The sequence below is a fragment of the Mycolicibacterium mageritense genome (genome assembly GCF_010727475.1).
Classification (GTDB): domain Bacteria; phylum Actinomycetota; class Actinomycetes; order Mycobacteriales; family Mycobacteriaceae; genus Mycobacterium; species Mycobacterium mageritense.
In genome coordinates this window covers 2,727,506-2,745,367 of record NZ_AP022567.1, presented here as the reverse complement: position 1 = coordinate 2,745,367, position 17,862 = coordinate 2,727,506, and the positions used below count along the sequence as shown (strand labels likewise).

At 68.5% G+C, this 17,862-nt stretch carries 20 protein-coding genes; 9 read left to right on the top strand and 11 right to left on the bottom strand.

What is annotated here, in order from left to right; all coding sequences use genetic code 11:
* Positions 1-3 precede the first annotated feature (3 nt).
* The 6 genes from G6N67_RS12935 to G6N67_RS12910 all read right to left on the bottom strand — a co-directional run bounded on the left by G6N67_RS12935 (position 4) and on the right by G6N67_RS12910 (position 5,032).
* Complete coding sequence (locus G6N67_RS12935; protein ID WP_036435034.1) at positions 4-1,152, bottom strand: RNA polymerase sigma factor; 1,149 nt, start codon at positions 1,150-1,152, stop codon at positions 4-6.
* A complete protein-coding gene (locus G6N67_RS12930; protein ID WP_036430759.1) occupies positions 1,152-1,559 on the bottom strand; it encodes a YciI family protein in 408 nt (135 codons plus the stop codon). Before G6N67_RS12930 ends, G6N67_RS12935 begins: the two co-directional genes overlap by 1 nt.
* A 102-nt stretch (positions 1,560-1,661) precedes the next feature.
* A complete protein-coding gene (locus G6N67_RS12925; RefSeq protein ID WP_036430758.1) occupies positions 1,662-2,501 on the bottom strand; it encodes an SDR family oxidoreductase in 840 nt (279 codons plus the stop codon).
* A gap of 58 nt (positions 2,502-2,559) precedes the next feature.
* Entirely contained in the window at positions 2,560-3,684 is a 1,125-nt protein-coding gene (locus G6N67_RS12920; RefSeq protein ID WP_036430757.1) for a glycoside hydrolase 5 family protein, read from the bottom strand.
* Between the two features lie 88 nt (positions 3,685-3,772).
* Positions 3,773-4,450, bottom strand: coding sequence for a hypothetical protein (locus tag G6N67_RS12915; protein WP_036430756.1), 678 nt, complete (start codon positions 4,448-4,450; stop codon positions 3,773-3,775).
* A gap of 24 nt (positions 4,451-4,474) precedes the next feature.
* Positions 4,475-5,032: a CsbD family protein gene (locus G6N67_RS12910; RefSeq protein ID WP_036430755.1), complete on the bottom strand. Its 558-nt coding sequence runs from the start codon at positions 5,030-5,032 to the stop codon at positions 4,475-4,477.
* Positions 5,033-5,203: 171 nt separating this feature from the next.
* Here G6N67_RS12910 and G6N67_RS12905 point away from each other — a divergent pair, with 171 nt between their 5' ends.
* The 7 genes from G6N67_RS12905 (at position 5,204) to G6N67_RS12875 (ending at position 11,933) form a co-directional block, all read left to right on the top strand.
* Complete coding sequence (locus G6N67_RS12905; protein ID WP_036435032.1) at positions 5,204-6,553, top strand: aldehyde dehydrogenase family protein; 1,350 nt, start codon at positions 5,204-5,206, stop codon at positions 6,551-6,553.
* Between the two features lie 19 nt (positions 6,554-6,572).
* Positions 6,573-6,764 carry a hypothetical protein gene (locus G6N67_RS12900; protein ID WP_036430753.1) on the top strand — a complete coding sequence of 64 codons (192 nt, stop codon included), beginning with the start codon at positions 6,573-6,575 and terminating at the stop codon, positions 6,762-6,764.
* A 105-nt stretch (positions 6,765-6,869) separates the two neighbouring features.
* Complete coding sequence (locus tag G6N67_RS12895) at positions 6,870-7,745, top strand: DUF732 domain-containing protein (RefSeq protein ID WP_036430751.1); 876 nt, start codon at positions 6,870-6,872, stop codon at positions 7,743-7,745.
* A gap of 144 nt (positions 7,746-7,889) precedes the next feature.
* Positions 7,890-8,714: a DeoR/GlpR family DNA-binding transcription regulator gene (locus G6N67_RS12890; RefSeq protein WP_051578603.1), complete on the top strand. Its 825-nt coding sequence runs from the start codon at positions 7,890-7,892 to the stop codon at positions 8,712-8,714.
* 2 nt (positions 8,715-8,716) lie between these two features.
* Positions 8,717-10,243: a xylulokinase gene (locus G6N67_RS12885; protein ID WP_036430749.1), complete on the top strand. Its 1,527-nt coding sequence runs from the start codon at positions 8,717-8,719 to the stop codon at positions 10,241-10,243.
* Complete coding sequence (locus G6N67_RS12880) at positions 10,240-11,277, top strand: zinc-dependent alcohol dehydrogenase (RefSeq protein WP_036430747.1); 1,038 nt, start codon at positions 10,240-10,242, stop codon at positions 11,275-11,277. Before G6N67_RS12885 ends, G6N67_RS12880 begins: the two co-directional genes overlap by 4 nt.
* Positions 11,274-11,933 (top strand): class II aldolase/adducin family protein, encoded by a 660-nt coding sequence (locus G6N67_RS12875; protein WP_036430746.1) that lies wholly within the window; start codon positions 11,274-11,276, stop codon positions 11,931-11,933. The genes G6N67_RS12880 and G6N67_RS12875 overlap by 4 nt, the downstream gene beginning before the upstream one ends.
* Positions 11,934-11,937: 4 nt before the next feature.
* Here the strand turns inward: G6N67_RS12875 and G6N67_RS12870 are convergent, their stop codons facing one another.
* Positions 11,938-12,162, bottom strand: a complete 225-nt coding sequence (locus G6N67_RS12870) for a hypothetical protein (RefSeq protein ID WP_131524632.1) — start codon at positions 12,160-12,162, stop codon at positions 11,938-11,940.
* A gap of 216 nt (positions 12,163-12,378) precedes the next feature.
* On the opposite strand from G6N67_RS12870, the gene G6N67_RS12865 reads away from it, so the two are divergent.
* Positions 12,379-12,990 carry a TetR/AcrR family transcriptional regulator gene (locus tag G6N67_RS12865; RefSeq protein WP_036435027.1) on the top strand — a complete coding sequence of 204 codons (612 nt, stop codon included), beginning with the start codon at positions 12,379-12,381 and terminating at the stop codon, positions 12,988-12,990.
* 26 nt (positions 12,991-13,016) lie between these two features.
* Positions 13,017-14,228 carry an acyl-CoA dehydrogenase family protein gene (locus tag G6N67_RS12860; protein WP_036430743.1) on the top strand — a complete coding sequence of 404 codons (1,212 nt, stop codon included), beginning with the start codon at positions 13,017-13,019 and terminating at the stop codon, positions 14,226-14,228.
* Positions 14,229-14,231: 3 nt separating this feature from the next.
* Here G6N67_RS12860 and G6N67_RS12855 read toward each other — a convergent pair whose 3' ends face one another.
* The 4 genes from G6N67_RS12855 to G6N67_RS12840 are packed head-to-tail and all read right to left on the bottom strand — an operon-like array spanning position 14,232 to position 17,846.
* The gene (locus tag G6N67_RS12855; RefSeq protein WP_036430741.1) at positions 14,232-15,041 is read right to left on the bottom strand and encodes a gamma-glutamyl-gamma-aminobutyrate hydrolase family protein; all 810 of its coding nucleotides are present in this window, start codon (positions 15,039-15,041) and stop codon (positions 14,232-14,234) included.
* Positions 15,038-15,751 (bottom strand): gamma-glutamyl-gamma-aminobutyrate hydrolase family protein, encoded by a 714-nt coding sequence (locus G6N67_RS12850; RefSeq protein WP_036430739.1) that lies wholly within the window; start codon positions 15,749-15,751, stop codon positions 15,038-15,040. The genes G6N67_RS12855 and G6N67_RS12850 overlap by 4 nt, the downstream gene beginning before the upstream one ends.
* On the bottom strand, positions 15,748-16,464 hold the full coding sequence (locus tag G6N67_RS12845; protein ID WP_036430737.1) for an ABC transporter substrate-binding protein: 717 nt from the start codon (positions 16,462-16,464) through the stop codon (positions 15,748-15,750). The genes G6N67_RS12850 and G6N67_RS12845 overlap by 4 nt, the downstream gene beginning before the upstream one ends.
* Positions 16,461-17,846, bottom strand: a complete 1,386-nt coding sequence (locus tag G6N67_RS12840) for a glutamine synthetase family protein (protein ID WP_036430735.1) — start codon at positions 17,844-17,846, stop codon at positions 16,461-16,463. The genes G6N67_RS12845 and G6N67_RS12840 overlap by 4 nt, the downstream gene beginning before the upstream one ends.
* Between the last annotated feature and the right edge of the window lie 16 nt (positions 17,847-17,862).

The following is a 17,862-nucleotide window of genomic DNA, read 5'->3' as shown; positions in this document are numbered from 1 at the left end:
GGCTCACCCGGCCGGGAGCCGTTGCCGCAACTCGGCCGCCTTCAGCGTGAGGTGGTTGCGTTCGGCGACGTTGTGCGCGTGCGCGGCGGCCTCGACGTAAAGATCCACCGCGGTGGCGATATCCCCGGCTCGCTCGTGCAGGTAGGCCGCTGCCGCGCAATACCGCGGCAGCGTCGGGTCGAGTTCCGCCAGCGCGGCGAGCCCCGCGTGGGGCCCGTCGGCCTCGCCGACCGCCACGGCGCGGTTGAGGCGCACGACCGGGCTGTCGGTGAGCGCGACGAGTTCGTCGTACCACTCGACGATCTGGGTCCAGTCGGTCTCGTCCGCGGTCTGCGCGTCGGCGTGCAGGGCCGCGATCGCCGCCTGTGCCTGGAATTCGCCCAGGCGGTCCCGCGCCAAGGCGGCCTGCAGCACGGCGATGCCCTCGACGATGAGGTCGCGCCGCCACAGCCGACGGTCCTGCTCGGCCAGCGGTACGAGGCTGCCGTCGGCACGCGTGCGCGCCGGCCTGCGCGCATGGTGCAGCAGGAACAACGCGAGCAGGCCCGCGACCTCCGGATCGTTGGTCGTCGCGAACAGCTGCCTGGCCAGCCGGATCGCCTCCGCGGCGAGGTCGACATCGCCGCTGTAGCCCTCGTTGAACACCAGGTACAGCACCCGTAGCACAGTGCGCAGATCCCCCGGCCGGTCCAGTCGCACGTTGCTCACGGTGCGCTTGGCGCGGCTGATCCGTTGCGCCATGGTGGCTTCGGGCACCAGGTAGGCCTGTGCGATCTGGCGGGTGGTGAGGCCACCGACCGCGCGGAGCGTCAGGGCGACGGCAGACGACGGGCTCAGGCTCGGATGCGCACACAGGAAATAGAGCTGCAGTGTGTCGTCCACTGCCAGGGCCGGTCCGGCCGCAGGTTCGTCGGACACCCGCAGCTCTCGGTTGCGCCTGGCGACGTCCGACCGCGTGAGGTCGAGGAAGCGCCGCCACGCCGTGGTGATCAGCCAGCCCTTGGGATCGTCGGGCGGCTGGTTCCCCCAGACCTCGAAAGCTTTGAGCAGGGCGTCCTGCACGGCGTCCTCCGCGGTCGCGAAGTCCGCGCCGCGGTGGACGAGGGCCGCCAGGACGCCGGGGATCAGATCCCGCAGCCGGGCGTCGTCGATCACTCGGTGACGCAGGGCTCGTGGTTCAGGAACGGGCGCAGCTCGAGCCACTCGTGGATGGGCTTGCCGCCCGCGCCGGGTGCCGCGGACAGTTCCCCGGCGAGTTCGACGGCCCGCTCGTAGGAGTCGACGTCGATGATCATCCAGCCCGCGATCAGATCCTTGGTCTCCGCGAACGGACCGTCGGTGACCGGTGGCTTGCCCTCTCCGTCATGGCGGACCCACGCGCCCTCGGGGGCAAGCGCCTGGCTGTCGACATACTCGCCGCTGCCCTTGAGCCGGTCCGCGAAGTCGTTCATGTACTGGATGTGGGCCTCGATCTCGGCGGGGGTCCACCGGTCCATCGGAACGTCGTTGACCGCCGCAGGCGCACCCCGGTAGTGCTTGAGCATCAGGTACTTGGCCATGAGTTTCTCCCTTCAGATTCGCGACCCTAGTTGGTCGCTCACATCTGGGACGGAACCGTCACGGCGTTCTCGACATCCGCCGGGAGAAATTTTCTACCGAGTTCAGGCGGTGGCCGCGGCGCGCCGGGCGCGTTCCCGGATCGACGCGATGACACCTCCGTCGTTGAGGATGTCGGTGCCGGTCAGATAACCGGCCTTGTCGCCTGCGCAGAACGCCAGCAGCTCGGCCATCTCCTCGGGCCTGCCCCACCGCGGAACCGCGGCGTCGGCCACCAACGCGCCGGCACCGGCCTGCTCTTCGAGGCGGCCCATCTCGGTGTCGATCGAGCCGGGTGAGACCGAGACGATCCTGATGCCGCGGCCGTTGAATCGTTCCGCCTGCGACGAGCTGTACCACTTGACGAAGCTCTTGCTGACGGTGTAGGCGAAGCCGGACCGCGCCTCTTCGGGCGCCATGCTGCACGTCGCGGTCATCTCCGCCATGAACTGGTCCGGGTCGGTGAGTGCGAGGGGGAACCGATCCGTCGGGACGATCTCGTCGGGCAACATGTGCGCGGCCATCGACGCGACGTTGACGATCGCCGCTGCATCGGCGGCAACGCGGTGGAACGCCTCGTTGACGTTGACCGTGCCGATGGCGTTGGTCTTCATGACGTAGTCGGCGGCGCCCATGCTCGGGCTGACACCCGCGGTGTGGATCACCGACGCGATGGTCCCGAGCCCGGCCGCGGTGTCGAACAATGCGGTGACGGCCGGTTCGTCGGTCACGTCGCAGTCGATCCCCGTCACGGCGACTCCCTCGGCGGTCAATGCCGCCACCGCGGAGTCCAGCCGCTCCCGCCGGACGTCACACAGCACCAGCGCGTGGTCCCGTCCGACCACCCGTGCAGTCGCCAGACCCATTCCACCCGCGCCACCCGTGATCACCGAGACTCGACTCATACCCAGGACCGTACAACGCCCGGCGTTACACATCACACCATAGGTGTCATGTGTGTGCTCAGCGTGCGGCTCCCGTCAGCTGCCGGATCGTGCGGGCCTCATCGTCGCGGTAGGGCTTGCCGTCGGCACGGAGCAGATCGCTGAACCACAGCCGCGGAGGCTGTGCGTAGGGATGCTGCCAGGAGTTCCACGGCAGGTAAGTCTGGGTCTTTCCCGCGACGAGCCCCCAGCTGTAGGCACCGACGCCGCGCCGTCTGGCGATCGGCAGGATGTCCTCGACCGTGCTGCCCATACTCCGGGCCAGATACTCCGTGCACATCACGGGCCTGCCGAAGTGGGAAAGTTCGTCGATCCGCGCCTCGAAGTCCGCTGGCTTGGCGTAGCTGTGGAACGTGATGACGTCGGAGTTGTCGAGCTGGATGCTGCTGATCGCACTGCGCCGGTCCGGGTCGCCCCACACCCCCTGCCACACGCCACTGGTCAACGGCTGAATCGGGTCGACCGACCGGGCCCATCGGAACACCTCGGGCAGCAGGCTCGCGACCACCTCCTGCTTGTTGGGCCGCTCCACTGCGCGGTACATGCGCGAAGGGTTGTCGGGCTCGTTCCACAGATCCCAACCCAAAACCCGTGGGTCGTCCCGGAACTGGCTCAGCACACCCACGACGTAGTCGTGCAGTGACCGGTGTCGGGGTTCGTCGAGTTCCACGGCACCGGGGCTCTGCACCCAACCGGAGTTGTGCACGCCCGCGCGCGGCGCGCGTTGCGGCCCGGCCTTGGGCAACGGATCCCAGCACGAATCGAACAAGACGAAAAGTGGCTTGACACCGCGGCTTGCCGCGATGTCGACGAACTGTGCCAGGCGGTCCTGAAAGCCGTCCTGGGGCCACAGCTGGTCGTGCAGGAAGACGCGGACCGTGTTGAACCCGATCGACCTGGCCATCCGCAGTTCGGCGTCGATGCGCTGAGGGTCGTACGTGTCGGCCTGGAACATCTCAAGCTGGTTGACCGCGTTGGACACGACGTAGTTGGTGCCGACAAGCCAGCCTTGAGATTGATACCAGTGCTGCGCCCGGTCGACCGGCCACTGACCGGGACCGGCGTCGGCATGGGGTGCATGGGCGAACGCCGCCGCGGCAGGCCCGGCCAGGAGGGACAGCTTGAGCGCGGTGCGGCGTGCCACCGTGGAACCGTCGTGCGTAGCGTGCTTCGACTGCCGAAACAATGCGAATTCCTTTGCTATCCGACGATTTTACCGGCTGACGCTGGCCTCAGGCATCGTCGGCACGCTCGGCGCGCCGCTGCCGCTTCTTGGCATCGGCCAGCTCCTCGAGCCGATCGGCCTGAGCTCGATAGCCCGCGGCGCTGCTGCGGGCCTGCGCGGCGTCGTCGAGCTTGGCCTCGTCTTCGGCAATCGAGCGCTCTTCGGCAGCCTCGATGCCGGCGCGTTCGTCACGGCGGGCGGCCTCTGCCGAAGCCTTTCGGTGGGCGGCGGTCTGGTCGGCCTGCCGCTTGGCGGCCTCGGTCTGGTTCTGAACACGCTGTGTTGCAGTCTTTTTGCGCTCTTCTGCGGTGGCCCTGGCGTCCGCGACCCGCCGGTTCTTGGCCTCGCGCGCCTCCCGGACATCCACGATCGCGTCGTCGCGAACGGCCTCAAGGTCGGCGTCGGCGTGCTCGATCTCTTCGGTGCCCATGGCGTCGAGTTGCGCCGCCCGGGCGAGCGCCTTGCTGCGTTCGCTGAGCGCGGTGCCACGCTGTTCGAGCTCGGCGTCTCCCAGTACGCCACCGATCTTGGCATCGAGCGTCCCCAGCGAGTTCTCGTAGAGCAGCCGCGCCGGGGCTTCGGAATCCAGTCGCGACACCACGTGAGCGTCGATGAGTTGCAGTGGGAACCGGGCAATGCGGTATTGCAATCGCAGTACAGCAGATGGGATTTCGGTGACTCGCATGTGGTGCCTCCCGTATCTGGACGCTCAGGAGCGTTCTGGATCTTCGGTCATGGCCTCGGCCTGTCGCCGTAGCTGATCGGCTTCGGCCTTCGCGCCCGCGGCTTCGCGCACGGCGCTCTGATGGTCGGCCACCGCGTCGGCGACGTCCGCGACCGCGGCGCCCACCTCGGCGTCCTCGTCCGACTTCGCCTTCTCGATCTCGCCCTGCGCATCGAGTTCGGCCCGCGTGCGCGCGCCTGCCTTGACCTGTTGCCCGGCGTGCTCGGCCGCCTGCTTCCGCGCCGCCTGCTCGGCGGATACCGCGTCCTCGACAGCATCGGTACGCGCGTCGACCGCATCCCGGGCCTCGGTACCCGCCAGGCTCGTGTCGATCGCGTCGGCCCGCGCCTCCTGTGCCTCTGCCTCGCCGACGGCGTCCGCGCTGTTGGCGGCCCGGCGATGTTTGGCGGCGGTTTGCTCGAGCTGGCCTTCGGCAGCCAGTGAATCGTTGTCGGTCAACGCACCGGCGACTTCTTTCGCCTTGCCCTTGACCGAATCGATCAGGCCTTTGCGGGCCTCGCTCGCCTTGCCGTTGTCGGCCATCTCAGTCCCCTCCGTTCGGCCTCGTGGTCCTCTTGTGTCCTCCGTCCCGCAGGCATACCACCGCTGGCGCCGCTGAAACCCGATGTGGCCCGGGCCACAGGCGGCCCCAGGTGATTGGAAACCCGGCAACCGGGTACGCCGCACATCGTGACTTCGACCTTCGGCGACACCATCACCGTCCTGGATCCCCGCACGTGCGAGGTGGTGAGTCGAGTACCCGTCGCCACGCCGGTCGCGTGCGACGACGCGGTCGCGCGGGCGCGTACAGCATTCCCGGCCTGGGCCGCCACCGCGCCGGCCGAGCGGGCGGCCGCGGTAGCCGCGGCGGCCGCCGACGTGCGCGCCGCGGCCGACGAGCTTGCCGAGCTCAACGAGCACGAAACCGGCAAGGTGTACGACGATGCGCTCGGCGGCGTGCAGGCCGGTGCGGCGACGCTGCAGCAGTACGCCGAACTGGGGCCGCTGCATCGCGGGGCGAGCCTGCAGGGCGCCTGGTCGGCCACCGACCTGATGGTTCCGCAGCCGCGGGGCGTCGTCGCGGTCCTGACGCCGTGGAACGATCCGGTGGCCGTGGCGGCCGGCCTGCTCGGAGCGGCGCTGGTGACGGGAAACACCGTGGTGCACAAGCCAAGTGAACGTTGCCCGCGTACGGGCAGGCGATTCGCGGAGATCCTCGCCGCGCACCTGCCCGAGGGTGTGCTGCAGATCGTCGACGGTGAGGGTTCTGTCGGTGCCCGGCTCGCCGCGGCAGACGATGTCGAGATCGTCGCGCACGTCGGCAGCAGCGCCGCTGGACGGGCCATCGCACGCGCATGCGCCGAACGTGGTGCCAAGGCACTCTTGGAGAACGGCGGCAACGATGCGCTGATCGTGGATGGCGACGTCGATCCACGCTGGGCGGCCGAGCAGGCCGCGCTCGGAGCGTTCGCGAACGCCGGCCAGATCTGCGTGTCCGTCGAACGCATCTACGTCGTCGACGCCGTCGCCGTGCCATTCGTATCCGCGCTGGTCGAGCAGGCCGGCATGTGGGCAGGCCGCATCGGGCCGCTGGTCGACGAACGCCACCGCGAGCAGGTACACGCTCAGGTCAGCGACGCCGTGACGCGCGGCGCACGCGTTCTGGCCGGTGGGCGCCCGCAACCGGGTGCGAGCACGTTCTATCCCCCGACCGTGCTGACAGACTGCACGCCGGAGATGGCGGTCATGCGGGAGGAGACGTTCGGCCCGATCGCGCCGGTGCGGGTGGTACCCGACTTCGCCACCGCGCTGGCCGAGGCGGCCGACGACCGGTACGGGTTGGCCGCCACGGTGCTGACCGGCGACATGGCACATGCACAGCAGGCTTGGCGCCGGCTGCCTGTCGGCACCGTGAAGATCAACGACGTCTTCGGCGGCGCCCCGGGCGGTGCCGCCGAGCCCCGGCGGGCCAGCGGCAGCGGGTTCGGGTTCGGGCCCGAACTGCTCGACGAGATGACCGCGACAAAGGTGGTGCACTGGTCACCGCCCGAGTCACCATCGTGAACGGAGGAACGCGCAGAACATGGCCACATATCGAGTTCTCAACCCCAAGGGCGACGTCGTCGACACCAAGGACATCGAGAGCGCCGACGACGCGCATGCCTGGTTCGTCGACCAGAAGGCCAAGCCCGAGCTGGGCTGGCGGATGGAAGTGCTTTCGGCCGACGGTGATTGGGCTTTCTTCGACGACAGCGAGGGCGACCGGAAGTACTAGTCCGGCCGGGTGACGGCCCCGACGTGCGATAACCGGGGCGCGCCGACGTATAACGGTGGTGATGAGTCACCGCCGTTGTGGACAGCCGGTCAGGGGCGTACGCCCGTGACCTGTCCGTACTGCGGTTCCGACGTCGACGGCAGCGGCAACTGCAAACGCTGCGGACATGTGGACGGGCCGGCCAAACTGTCAGGCTGGCGCCCGGATCCCACGGCGCGGCACGAGGGTCGCTACTACACCGCGGGCCGCCCGACCAACCGCGTGCGCGACGGCAAGGCCAAGTCGGTCGACCCGATCGGTGGCCAGATGCTGCCCGACTATGTCGAGTTGCCCGCCGCCCGGACTGGTATCAGGGCGACGTGGCTGGGCACCGGCATGGCGACCGCGGTCATCGTCATGGTGGCCGCGGTGGTGTGGGTGCTGCTGGTGGAGAGCCGCAGACCGGCCCCGCCGCCGGAGACCGGGTATCTCTCGGCGCTGAAGGAGGCGGGGCTGAACAGGCAGTTCAACTCCGACGCCAACGCCGTGGCGCACGGCAGGCAGGTCTGCCGTCAGCTCGAAGACGGTGGGCCGCAACAGGGTCTGCCCGCCGACAAGTTCGCCGTCGACGCGTTCTGCCCGCATTTCTCCGACGGTTTCCGGGTGCTCGAAACAGCCACCGTCTCAGGGACTTTCGTGCTGATCGACAGCCTCGGCCTCGGCGCGATCGCATCCGACGGGACGGCGTGCGAGGGGTCGAGCGGATATGCCGATGTCAACGGCGGCACGCCGGTCACCGTCAAGAACGGCAAAGGCGAAATCCTCGCCAACACCACACTGGGGCAGGGCAAGGGCGACACCGGCAAGTGCACGTTCTCGTTCCGCTTCCCCATCACCGAAGGCCAGGACCGCTACATCATCTCGGTGGGCCGGCGGGGTGAGTTCATCTACGACTTCGAGCAACTTCGCGCGCACGGCCTGCAGGCCCAGCTCGGGCACTGAGACCTGCAGAACGGCTGTACCCGACCGCCGAGAGGCCGGTTGCGGCGAGGCTGGCCTGTTATAAATCACACAGTTGATGTTGTGTTTGTGATTTTTCGTGTGATACCGTCTGGCGCACTATGACGTGGGTTACAGGAGGTCGCCGTGCCCGCATCGACTCGCCGTAGCAGCAGTCACTCCCACCGGCGTTCGGAGATCGTCGAGTTCGTCCGGGCCCGCGGCTGGGCGCGCATCGACGAGCTGGCCGATCAGTTCAGCGTGAGCACCATGACGATCCATCGCGATCTCGACCATCTGCACGCGCAGGGCATGCTGCGCAAGGTGCGGTCGGGAGCCGAGGCGCCGCCGAGCGAGGCCGTCGAGCGCAACATCGAGTTGCGCAAGGCGCTCAACCTCGCCGAGAAGCAGGCCGTGGCCAAGGCCGGGTTCGAGTGGGCCGCCAAACATGTCGAAATGCAAGCTGTGGCAATGGATGACAGCACGACGGCGCTACACGTGCTGCCGCTGTTGGCCGATCGCCTGCCGCTCACGGTCGTCACCAACTTCCTGCCCGCGATCAACGAACTGTCCACCGAACCGCGCGTGCGGCTCAACGCGATCGGCGGAGATTACGTCCCCGAGTTCTCGTCGTTCGTGGGATCGCAGGCCGTGCGGGCACTGCGCGACATGCACTATGACGTGCTGTTCATGTCGGTGCCCGCGGTCTCCCGCGGCATGTGCTTCCACCCGTCGAGCACCGCGGCCGATCTCAAGCGCGCCTTCATGGAGAGCGCCGAGTTGCGAGTACTGCTGGTCGATCACACCAAGCTGACCCGGCGCGCGATTCACCGCATCTGCGCACTCGAAGATTTCGACGCGGTCGTGATCGACGAGGGCGTGAGCGGCGAGGACTTGGATCAGCTGACCGCGGGCGAAGCCAACATCGTTGTCGCCCAGCTCGATACCCCGACCGAACCCGGGACCGTGTGACGATGGCGTCCCCGCTCGTGATCGCGGTCGACTGCTCGACGACCGCGGCCAAGGCCATCGTCGTGGACGCCACGGGCGCCCTGGTGGGCACAGGCGCGCAAGCCCTGGACACCCAGACCCCGGCGCCGCACTGGTTCGAACAACACGCGCCGGACTGGTGGGCCGCCACCGACGGGGCCGTGCAGCAGGCACTCGGCGAGATTGACGACAGGAGCGCGGTCACCGCCATCTGCGTGACGCACCAACGCGAGACATTCGTGTGCCTCGACGCCGACGAGCAGCCGATCCGGCCTGCGATCCTGTGGATGGACGGCCGCGCCGACGCCGAAGCCCGGCGCTATGGCACGCAACGCGTCGAGCTGCTGTCCGGCAAGCCCGCCGACATCACCCCGGGCCTCTACAAGCTGCTGTGGCTGCGCGATCACGAACCCGACACCATGGCGCGCTGTCACCGGGTCACCGATGTCCACACCTACCTCACGCACGCCATGACGGGCCGATGGGTGTCGAGCACCGCGTCGGTGGATCCGCTCGCGTTGATCGACCAGGCCACCGGTGATTACAGCGACGAACTGCTCGCGCTCGCAGGGTTGCACCGTGCACAGCTGCCGGATCTCGTGCCCGCGGGTGCTTCGTTGGGACCGTTGCGGCCCGACGTCTCCGACCGGTGGGGACTGCGCCCCGACACGGTGGTGGTGGCGGGCACCGGCGACGGCCAGGCCGCCGGGCTGGGCCTGGCCGTGACCGACCCGGGCGCGGCGTACCTCGTGCTCGGCACCGCGGTGGTGATCGGCAGCGAGACAACGTCATACCTGCCGTCACGCGCCTACCGGTCGATGATCTCGGCGATGCCCGGCCAGACCACGGCCGAGACGTTCAGCTCGTCCGGCACCTACCTGCCGACGTGGTTCCGCACCGAGTTCGGCGACCCCGAGCTCGCAGGTGCGCCCGATCCGCGCCTCGAACGGGACGCCGCGGCGCTTCCCGTGGGCAGTGAGCGCCTGCTGACGCTGCCCTACTGGAACGGCGCGCAGACCCCGCACTGGAACAGCCAGGCATCCGGGATCACGCTCGGCTGGCAGGGCTGCCACACCAAGGCGCATTTCTACCGCTCGCTGCTCGAAGGCATCGCCTTCGAACTGCGCATGCAGCTCGACGGGCTCGAGGCGGCCCGCGGCGGCCGGGTCGACGTGATCCGGGCGATGGGCGGCGGCGCACGCAGCCCGCTGTGGACCCAGATCCTGGCCGACGTGTTCGACCGCCCGTTGGAGGTGTGCGCCTCCGGCGAGGTCAGCGCGCTCGGCGCGGCCGCGATCGCCCTCACGGCGATCGGCCATTTCGGCTCGATCCCCGAGGCCGCCGCCGCGCTGGCCCGCACCGACACCGTGGTCGAGCCCCGCGTGGCCGAGGCAGCCGAATACGCCCGGCTGCGCGCGCTGTACCAACGCCTCTACACCGAAACGCACGACCTGCTGCACAGCCTGCACGATCTGGGCCGGCACGACGACACACGAGGAGAGCAACGATGAGAGCGGCCATGTTCTACGGGCCCGGCGAGCTACAGCTGGAGGACGTGCCGTCGGCCCAGCCGGCACCCGGCGAGATCCTCGTCGAGGTGAAGGCCGCCGCGACGTGCGGCACCGACCTCAAGTCCTATCGGCGCGGGCATCCCAAGCTCTTCCCCACGCTGCCTTCGCGTTTCGGTCACGAGTTCGCCGGCGTCGTCACGGCAGTCGGCGACGGTGTCGACACGTTTGCCGTCGGCGATCGCGTGACAGCCGCCAACACCGTGCCGTGCGGGTACTGCTGGGCGTGCATCCGCGGACGCCAAAGCCTGTGCGAGAACCTGGAATTCCTCAACGGCGCGTTTGCCGAAGAGGTGATCATCCCGGCCGCGATCGTCGCGCGGAACACCTACCGGCTGCCCGACGACCTGGACTTCGCCGATGCGGCGCCGCTCGAGCCGCTGGCCACCGTGGTGCACGGCATGGCCGAGACGGGCATCCAGTTGGGCGACACCGTGGTGGTGCACGGCGCCGGACCGATCGGGTTGATGTTCGTGCGGCTGTCGACGCTGCGCGGAGCCAACGTGATCTCGGTCGACCAGTCGCCGTGGCGGCTGGATCAGGCCAAACTGGCAGGCGCCGTGGAGACCGTCGACCTGTCCGGCGTTGCGGACTTCGAGGACCGGGTCGCACTGATCAAGAGCCGCACACCGCACGGCCGGGGCGCGGACGTCGGCATCGAGGCCGTGGGCCTGCCGCAGGTCTGGGAGCAGACCGTGCGCACGTTGCGCCCCGGCGCCACGGCCGTGCTGTTCGGCGGAACACCCAAGGGTGCACCGTTTTCCGTGGACTCCAGCGCCATGCACTACGAGGAGTACACGCTCAAGGGGGTTTTCCACCACACGCCTGACTACGTCCGCGTCGCGGTGGAGCTGCTCGCCAGCCGCAAGGTCGACGGCTCGATGCTGGTGACCGAGCGCCGGCCACTCGACGCGCTGGTGCCGAGCCTCGAAGACATGGCCGCGGGCCGCGGATCGAAATACATCCTCGAGCCATGAGCACCGAACTTCGGCTCGGCGACGAGCGGCAGCAGGTGGTCGACGCGTGCCAGTTCCTCAGCCGGTCAGGGCTTGTGGTGGGCACCGCGGGCAACGTGTCGATCCGGGTCGGCGACCTGGTGGTGATCTCGCCCAGCGGCGTTGACTACGAGGCGATGTCAGCGCGGGACGTCGGAATTCACGACCTCGACGGCAACCCTGTCGACGCGGTCCTGGCACCGTCGAGTGAACTGGCCCTGCACCTTGCGGTCTATCGGCAGACCGACCACACGGCTATCGTGCACACGCACGCACCGGCGTCGACCGCACTGTCGACCGTCACCGATGTCGTGCCGGCGTCGCACTACTACTCGGCGATGTTCGGCGGCGCGGTGCGCGTCGCGCCGTACGCCACGTTCGGCACACAGCAGTTGGCGGACAACGTGACTGAGGCACTTCGCGATCGGACCGCGGCGCTCATGGGCAACCACGGCGCGGTCCTGGCCGGCCAGGCGCTGCCGAAGGTGCTCAACCTGGTGCCCTACCTGGAGTACATCTGTGACGTCCAGTTGCGGGCCATGGCCACCGGGGCACCCGTGCGGGTGCTCGGCGACGACGAGATCGCCGAGGTCGGACGACGGTTGGCGAGTTACGGCCAGAAGGCGACGCGGGCCTGACGCGTCAGTCCCGCTCGGCCAGTGTCAGTCGAGGGGCCCGCACACACGCGAGTTGGGGAACCCGGGGCAGGGCCTGGGCGTCGAGCGTTTCACCTTCCGGCTCGGGCCGATACGACGACGGATGACGACGCATGGCCTCGGCGAGCTCGCGCGAGTACCGCCGCGACGCGCGCCAGACAGGATGGGTTGCCAACTCGATGACCGTCGCGTTGGCAGCATTTGTCGTCATCATCATTGCCCTCCAGAAGAGCTTCACGACACTTCGACTACGTGCCCAGCGTGCTCGGCCAAACTGAGGCGATGCCGTCGAGTTGGCCGTGAACAAGCTAAGGATCCCTGCTGCAGGGCTCTCGCACACCGAAAGTTCCTAGACAGAGACGTATTTCACACTCCCAAAATTTGACAATTCTTTGCTGTCGCGGTGGTGAGTGAGTACTCTCTCACCATGTCCGGCTCGACACGTGACCAGCTCCTCGCGGCAGCCCTCGAGCTGTTCGCGGCCAAGGGCTATGCCGCGACGTCGGTTGCCGACATCCAGCAGGCCTGCGGCCTGGCACCCGGATCCGGAGCGCTCTACAAACATTTCTCGTCCAAGCGCGCACTCCTCGAGGCCGCGGTGACCAGCCGTCTCGAGGGCATCGTGACCGCGCGCGAGCAGTACGACGCGGGCACACCGCGCTCGGTCGAAGAAGCCGTCCGTGCCGCGGGCGAGCTCATCTGGCGCAACCTCACCGAAAGCGAGGAGCTGCTGCGCGTCATGCTGCGTGAGCCCGACGAGCTGGGCGAGCTCGACGAACAGTCATGGCAGGTGATCACCGACAACGCCTATCAACGGTTCGCCGACGAACTCACGGCGTCCAACAACGCGGGCCGCACCCGGATCCCCGACCCCGCCGCGACCGCCGCGGTGGCCATCGCGTCGCTGTCGTACTACGCGTCGCTGCGGGCGCTCACCGCGCGCAGCCCAGGCAACGTCGACGACCGACGCTTCTTCGAGGCGTGGGTCGACCAAACCACCAGTGTGCTGGAGCGGCACACGATCAAGAAGAAGCGCTGACCATCAATCCTTTTCGAGGAGTATCAATGACGTTCTCACTGCAGCCGAGCGACGATGTGATCGAGGTGCGGGACTGGGTGCATCAGTTCGCGGCCGAGATCATCCGGCCGGCAGCCGCCGAATGGGACGAGCGGGAGGAAACCCCCTGGCCCATCATCCAGGAGGCGGCCAAGGTGGGCCTGTACTCACCCGAGCTGTTCGCGCAGCAGGCCGCCGAGCCCTCAGGACTGGGCATGCTCACGGTGTTCGAGGAACTGTTCTGGGGTGACGCAGGCATCGCGCTGTCCATCCTGGGCACCGGCCTGGCCGCGGCGGCGTTGGCCGGCAACGGAACTCCCGAGCAGCTCGGCCGCTGGCTGCCCGAGATGTTCGGGACGCCGGGCGATCCCAAGCTCGGCGCGTTCTGCTCGTCCGAGCCGGATGCCGGTTCCGACGTCGGCGCGATCCGTGCGCGGGCCCGGTTCGACGAGGCGACCCGCGAATGGGTGCTCAACGGCACCAAGACCTGGGCCACCAACGGCGGTATCGCCAACGTGCACATCGTCGTCGCCTCGGTCTATCCCGAACTCGGCTCCCGCGGTCAGGCCACGTTCATCATCCCGCCGGACACGCACGGCCTGACGCAGGGGCAGAAGTTCAAGAAGCACGGCATCCGCGCGTCGCACACGGCCGAGGTCGTGCTCGACAACGTCCGTCTCCCCGAGGACATGATCCTGGGTGGGCGCGAGAAGTTCGAGGACCGTATCGCACGGGTCAAATCGGGTGCATCGGCCCGCGGGCAGGCAGCCATGAAGACCTTCGAACGTACGCGGCCGACCGTGGGCGCGATGGCGGTCGGCGTGGCCCGCGCGGCCTACGAGTACGCCCTCGAATACGCCTGCCAGCGTGAGCAGTTCGGGCGCAAGATCGGCGAGTTCCAAGCTGTGGCGTTCAAGCTCGCGGATATGAAGAGCCGGATCGACGCGGCCCGGCTGCTGGTGTGGCGGGCCGGCTGGATGGCCCGCAACAACGTGCCGTTCGAGGCCGCGGAGGGCTCGATGGCCAAGCTCGTGGCCAGCGAGACCGCGGTGTACGTCACCGACGAGGCCATCCAGATCCTTGGCGGCAACGGTTACACGCGGGACTATCCCGTCGAGCGCATGCACCGCGACGCCAAGATCTTCACGATCTTCGAAGGCACCAGCGAGATCCAGCGGCTGGTCATCTCTCGTGCTGTGACGGGTCTGGCGATCCGCTGAGGCTCAGTCGCAGGCCGCGACCGGGGCCGCACTGGCCTTGCGGGACAGCTCGGCCGCGTCTACGAACGCGCTGAACAGCCGCTGCCGGTCTGCCGCAGGCCCGTCCTCGTCCTCGGGGTGCCACTGCACGCCGAGGTAGAAGCGGTCCGGATCCTCGATGCCTTCGACGACGCCGTCGAGCGCGCAGGCCGCGACGACCAATCCGTCGCCGACCCGGTCGACCGCCTGATGGTGCCCGGACCGACCCGTGATCCGGTCGGTGCCGAGGATCGCGGCCAATCGGGTGCCGGTCACGACGTCGATCGGCTCGTCGACGAACGTCGGCTCGCCAGGTGCGCCGTGGTGCAGCTTGTAGTCGACGATGTCACCGACGATCGTCCCGCCGCGGGCGACGTTGAGCAGCTGCGAGCCCCGGCAGATGCCGAAGATCGGGCGATCGGCCGCGGCGGCGGCCTCGATGGCCGCGAACGCGTCGCGGTCGGCACGGGCGTCGACGCCGTACGCGGCTGGGTTCGGTGCACTCATGCCGTAGCAGCTGCCGTCGATGTCGCCGCCACCGAGCAGCAGCAGGCCGTCGAACTCCCCTGCACCCGAAGGATTGTCGAGCGGTTCGGTGGTGTCCCACAGCTCATAGCCGGCCCCGAGCTCGAGCAGTGTCGTCAATGCCAGACGGGTGAACCGGCGGATCAGTCCCACGTCCTCGGCACTGATGCCGGGGAAGTTGAGCGACGCCAGCACGCACACCTGCGCGCGGGGCGTCTCGGGGGGAGGCAGCTGCGGAGTCACATCCGACACGTGGACCCGGTCGGTCATCTGGTTTCCTTCCGTTTGCGGGCGCGGTCGACGAGATCGGCGAACAAGGCCGCGTCGGTCGCCGACGTCGCGTGGCGGTCTTCGGGATGCCATTGCACGGCGATGACGTCGGCGCGGGAGTGCTCGACGGCCTCCACCACCCCGTCGGCCGCGACAGCGGTGACGCTCAGGCCCGCACCGAGCCGGTCGATCGCCTGGTGGTGGTACGACGAGACATCGACGGTCTCCGCAGCCACGATCGCGTGCAACCGTGAGCCCGCTGTCACGTCGACCGAGTGAATTCCGTTGTGGTGTGGGGTGTCTTCCTCCACCACATGTTGGGTGAGACTGCCGCCGAGCGCCACGTTGAGCACCTGCATACCGCGGCAGATGGCCAAGGTGGGCAGCTCGTGATCGAGCACCGCACGCGTGACACCGATATCGAGATCGTCCTGGAACGCCATCGTGCCGGTGGTCTCGGGCGCCGGCACGGCACCGTAGCGGCACGGTTCGACATCGGCGCCGCCGGGCAGCAGCACGCCGTCGAATTGCGCCAGGCGATCTGGCAATTCGAGGATCGGATCGCACGCAGGCCCGTGCAGGATCACCGGTTCGCCGCCCGCGGACCACACCGCTTCACAGATCGCCTCGGCGGCAAGGGTCGCTGAGAAGCGCAGGATCGGCACGTGCGCGGCCCGCCGGCCGATGACCGCCACCAGCGGCCGGATCATGCGTCACCGAACGGGTAGTCGAGGGTCGGCAGCCACTCCTTCCACACGTCGCGCAGGCGGCCCGAGTCGATGAGACGGCCCAGCGCGCCGTCGATCTCGGCCAAGGTGTCAGGCCGGTTCTTCGACACCGCGATGCCCCACTTGTTGGCGGTCCGCACCGTGAACGCGAGTTCGTAGTCGGGGTGCGTGGTGCCGAGCGGGACGAACACGACGTCGTCGTCGACCACCGCGTCCACTTCGTTGTTCGACAGCGCCGCCAGCATGTCGGCATACACGTCGTCGGAGCCCGGACCGAACGCCACGGGCACTGCGCCGGTGAAGGTTTCGACCAGGGCCATGTTGGTGCTGTTCTCGATGGCCGCGACCTTGCGGCCCACGAGGTCGTCCGCGGTGTGGATGCCGGCGCCGCGCCGGACCAGGACACCCTCGTGAAAGATCGCATACGGCCGCGTGAAATCGACCTGGGCCAGCCGCTCGGCAGTGATGCCCTGGCCGCACAGCACGGCGTCGGCATCGCCGCGGCGCACCGCGGGGATCATGTCGACCCATGGCACCCGGACCCATTCGACGGGCCGGCCCAGCTCGTCGCCCAGGGCCTCGGCGACCGCGGGTTCGTAACCCGTGCGGCCGTTTTCGGGTGTCCACAGCGAGAACAGGGGCGGCGCCTCTGCGTCGAGGCAGGCCAGCCGCAGTGGCTTCGATGCGCCGGTCACGGCGTGTCATCCCAGTACATGTCGCGCTCCCAATCGGTGACGTATCCACAGAACCGAGCCCACTCGTCGGCGTGGAAGTCGATGAGCAGTTCGGACAACTTCGGGCCGCACGCCTGGGCGAGCACATCGTCGGCGCGGAACGCGTCGATGGCCTCGCCGAGGGTCAGCGGCAATGCGGGGAACCGCACGTCCTGCGGCGTGTCGTACGACGAGCCCTTGGTCGGCTGCCCCGGGTCGATCGAGTTCTTCATGCCGTCCTCCACCGCGGCCAGGATGACGGCGTGGGACAGGTACGGGTTCACGCTCGCGTCGGGCAGCTTGTATTCGAGGCGCCCATTGGCCGACAACCGCACCGTGCACGTCTTGTTGTCCAGGCCCCAGTTGATGCGGGACGGCGCGAACTGCCCTGCGTCCCAATACCGCTTGTAGGAGTTCACCGTCGAACCATTGACCAGCATCGCGCCTGCGCTGTGGGCGAGCAGCCCGCCCAGCGCGTGCTTTCCGACGTCGGACAGGTGCAGCTCGGTGACGTCCGGGTCTTCCAGCACGTTGACGTCGTCGCGCCACAGGCTGAAGTTGTGGTGGCAGCCGTTGCCCATCATGCCGGTGGCGGGTTTGGGCATGAAGCTGGCCTGGATGCCGAGTTCGCGCGCGACCTGCTTGCAGATCTGGCGGTAAGTGGTCAGCCGGTCGGCCGTGAGGTCCGCGCGGTCGTACATGAAGTTGAGCTCGACCTGGAACTCGTCCTCGTAGTCGCCTTCGATCATGTCCAGTCCGAGCGCCTGCGCGTATTCGACGACCTTCTTGACGATCGGACGATTCCGTTCGAGGTGTTCGATGTGGTACGCGGGGCTCGAGCCCGGCCGGAAGTGCGCCTCGAGTCCCTCACCCTGCCAGGTCATCTCGGGTTCGCAGCCCGTGCGCAGCTCAAGGCCCGTGCGGTCGGTGAACCCGGCGTGCAACCGGCGCAGCAGACCGCGGGTGTCACATGCGAACTCGGCGCCGCCGCCCTCGGCGAGATGGTCGGGTTCGTAGAGCCTGCAGAACACGCGCGCGAAGCTGGTGTCCCATGGCAGGACCGCGAACGTGTCGAGATCCGGCACCGCGGTGTACTCGGGCGCGTTGACGCCGCCTGCCATCAGCACACCCGCGCGGGTGCCCTGCAGGTTGGCGATCGCCGTCTGGTGCTGCTGCACGCCCTTGACGGCCAACCGCTCGAAGTGACGCGCGGGCACCACCTTTCCGACGACCCGGCCGGTGATGGTGACGGCCTGGAAGTAGACGAGTTCAACGCCGCGATCGGCGATCGTGGAGAGTGCGGCGGCGAGCTCGGGGCTGGTGGCGTTGGTCTGGCGATGCAGATCCAGTGGTGTCGTGGTCATCGGATCACCTCGGGGT

What these genes read in the sequence shown, in the direction of transcription:
- G6N67_RS12865 (WP_036435027.1), top strand. Translation starts at nt 12,379, where the DNA reads ATGTCCGGCTCGACACGTGACCAGCTCCTCGCGGCAGCCCTCGAGCTG.
- G6N67_RS12860 (WP_036430743.1), top strand. Translation starts at nt 13,017, where the DNA reads ATGACGTTCTCACTGCAGCCGAGCGACGATGTGATCGAGGTGCGGGAC.
- G6N67_RS12850 (WP_036430739.1), bottom strand. Translation starts at nt 15,751, where the DNA reads ATGATCCGGCCGCTGGTGGCGGTCATCGGCCGGCGGGCCGCGCACGTG.
- G6N67_RS12870 (WP_131524632.1), bottom strand. Translation starts at nt 12,162, where the DNA reads ATGACGACAAATGCTGCCAACGCGACGGTCATCGAGTTGGCAACCCAT.
- G6N67_RS12925 (WP_036430758.1), bottom strand. Translation starts at nt 2,501, where the DNA reads ATGAGTCGAGTCTCGGTGATCACGGGTGGCGCGGGTGGAATGGGTCTG.
- G6N67_RS12880 (WP_036430747.1), top strand. Translation starts at nt 10,240, where the DNA reads ATGAGAGCGGCCATGTTCTACGGGCCCGGCGAGCTACAGCTGGAGGAC.
- G6N67_RS12840 (WP_036430735.1), bottom strand. Translation starts at nt 17,846, where the DNA reads ATGACCACGACACCACTGGATCTGCATCGCCAGACCAACGCCACCAGC.
- G6N67_RS12930 (WP_036430759.1), bottom strand. Translation starts at nt 1,559, where the DNA reads ATGGCCAAGTACCTGATGCTCAAGCACTACCGGGGTGCGCCTGCGGCG.
- G6N67_RS12910 (WP_036430755.1), bottom strand. Translation starts at nt 5,032, where the DNA reads ATGGCCGACAACGGCAAGGCGAGCGAGGCCCGCAAAGGCCTGATCGAT.
- G6N67_RS12885 (WP_036430749.1), top strand. Translation starts at nt 8,717, where the DNA reads ATGGCGTCCCCGCTCGTGATCGCGGTCGACTGCTCGACGACCGCGGCC.
- G6N67_RS12855 (WP_036430741.1), bottom strand. Translation starts at nt 15,041, where the DNA reads ATGACCGACCGGGTCCACGTGTCGGATGTGACTCCGCAGCTGCCTCCC.
- G6N67_RS12900 (WP_036430753.1), top strand. Translation starts at nt 6,573, where the DNA reads ATGGCCACATATCGAGTTCTCAACCCCAAGGGCGACGTCGTCGACACC.
- G6N67_RS12875 (WP_036430746.1), top strand. Translation starts at nt 11,274, where the DNA reads ATGAGCACCGAACTTCGGCTCGGCGACGAGCGGCAGCAGGTGGTCGAC.
- G6N67_RS12915 (WP_036430756.1), bottom strand. Translation starts at nt 4,450, where the DNA reads ATGCGAGTCACCGAAATCCCATCTGCTGTACTGCGATTGCAATACCGC.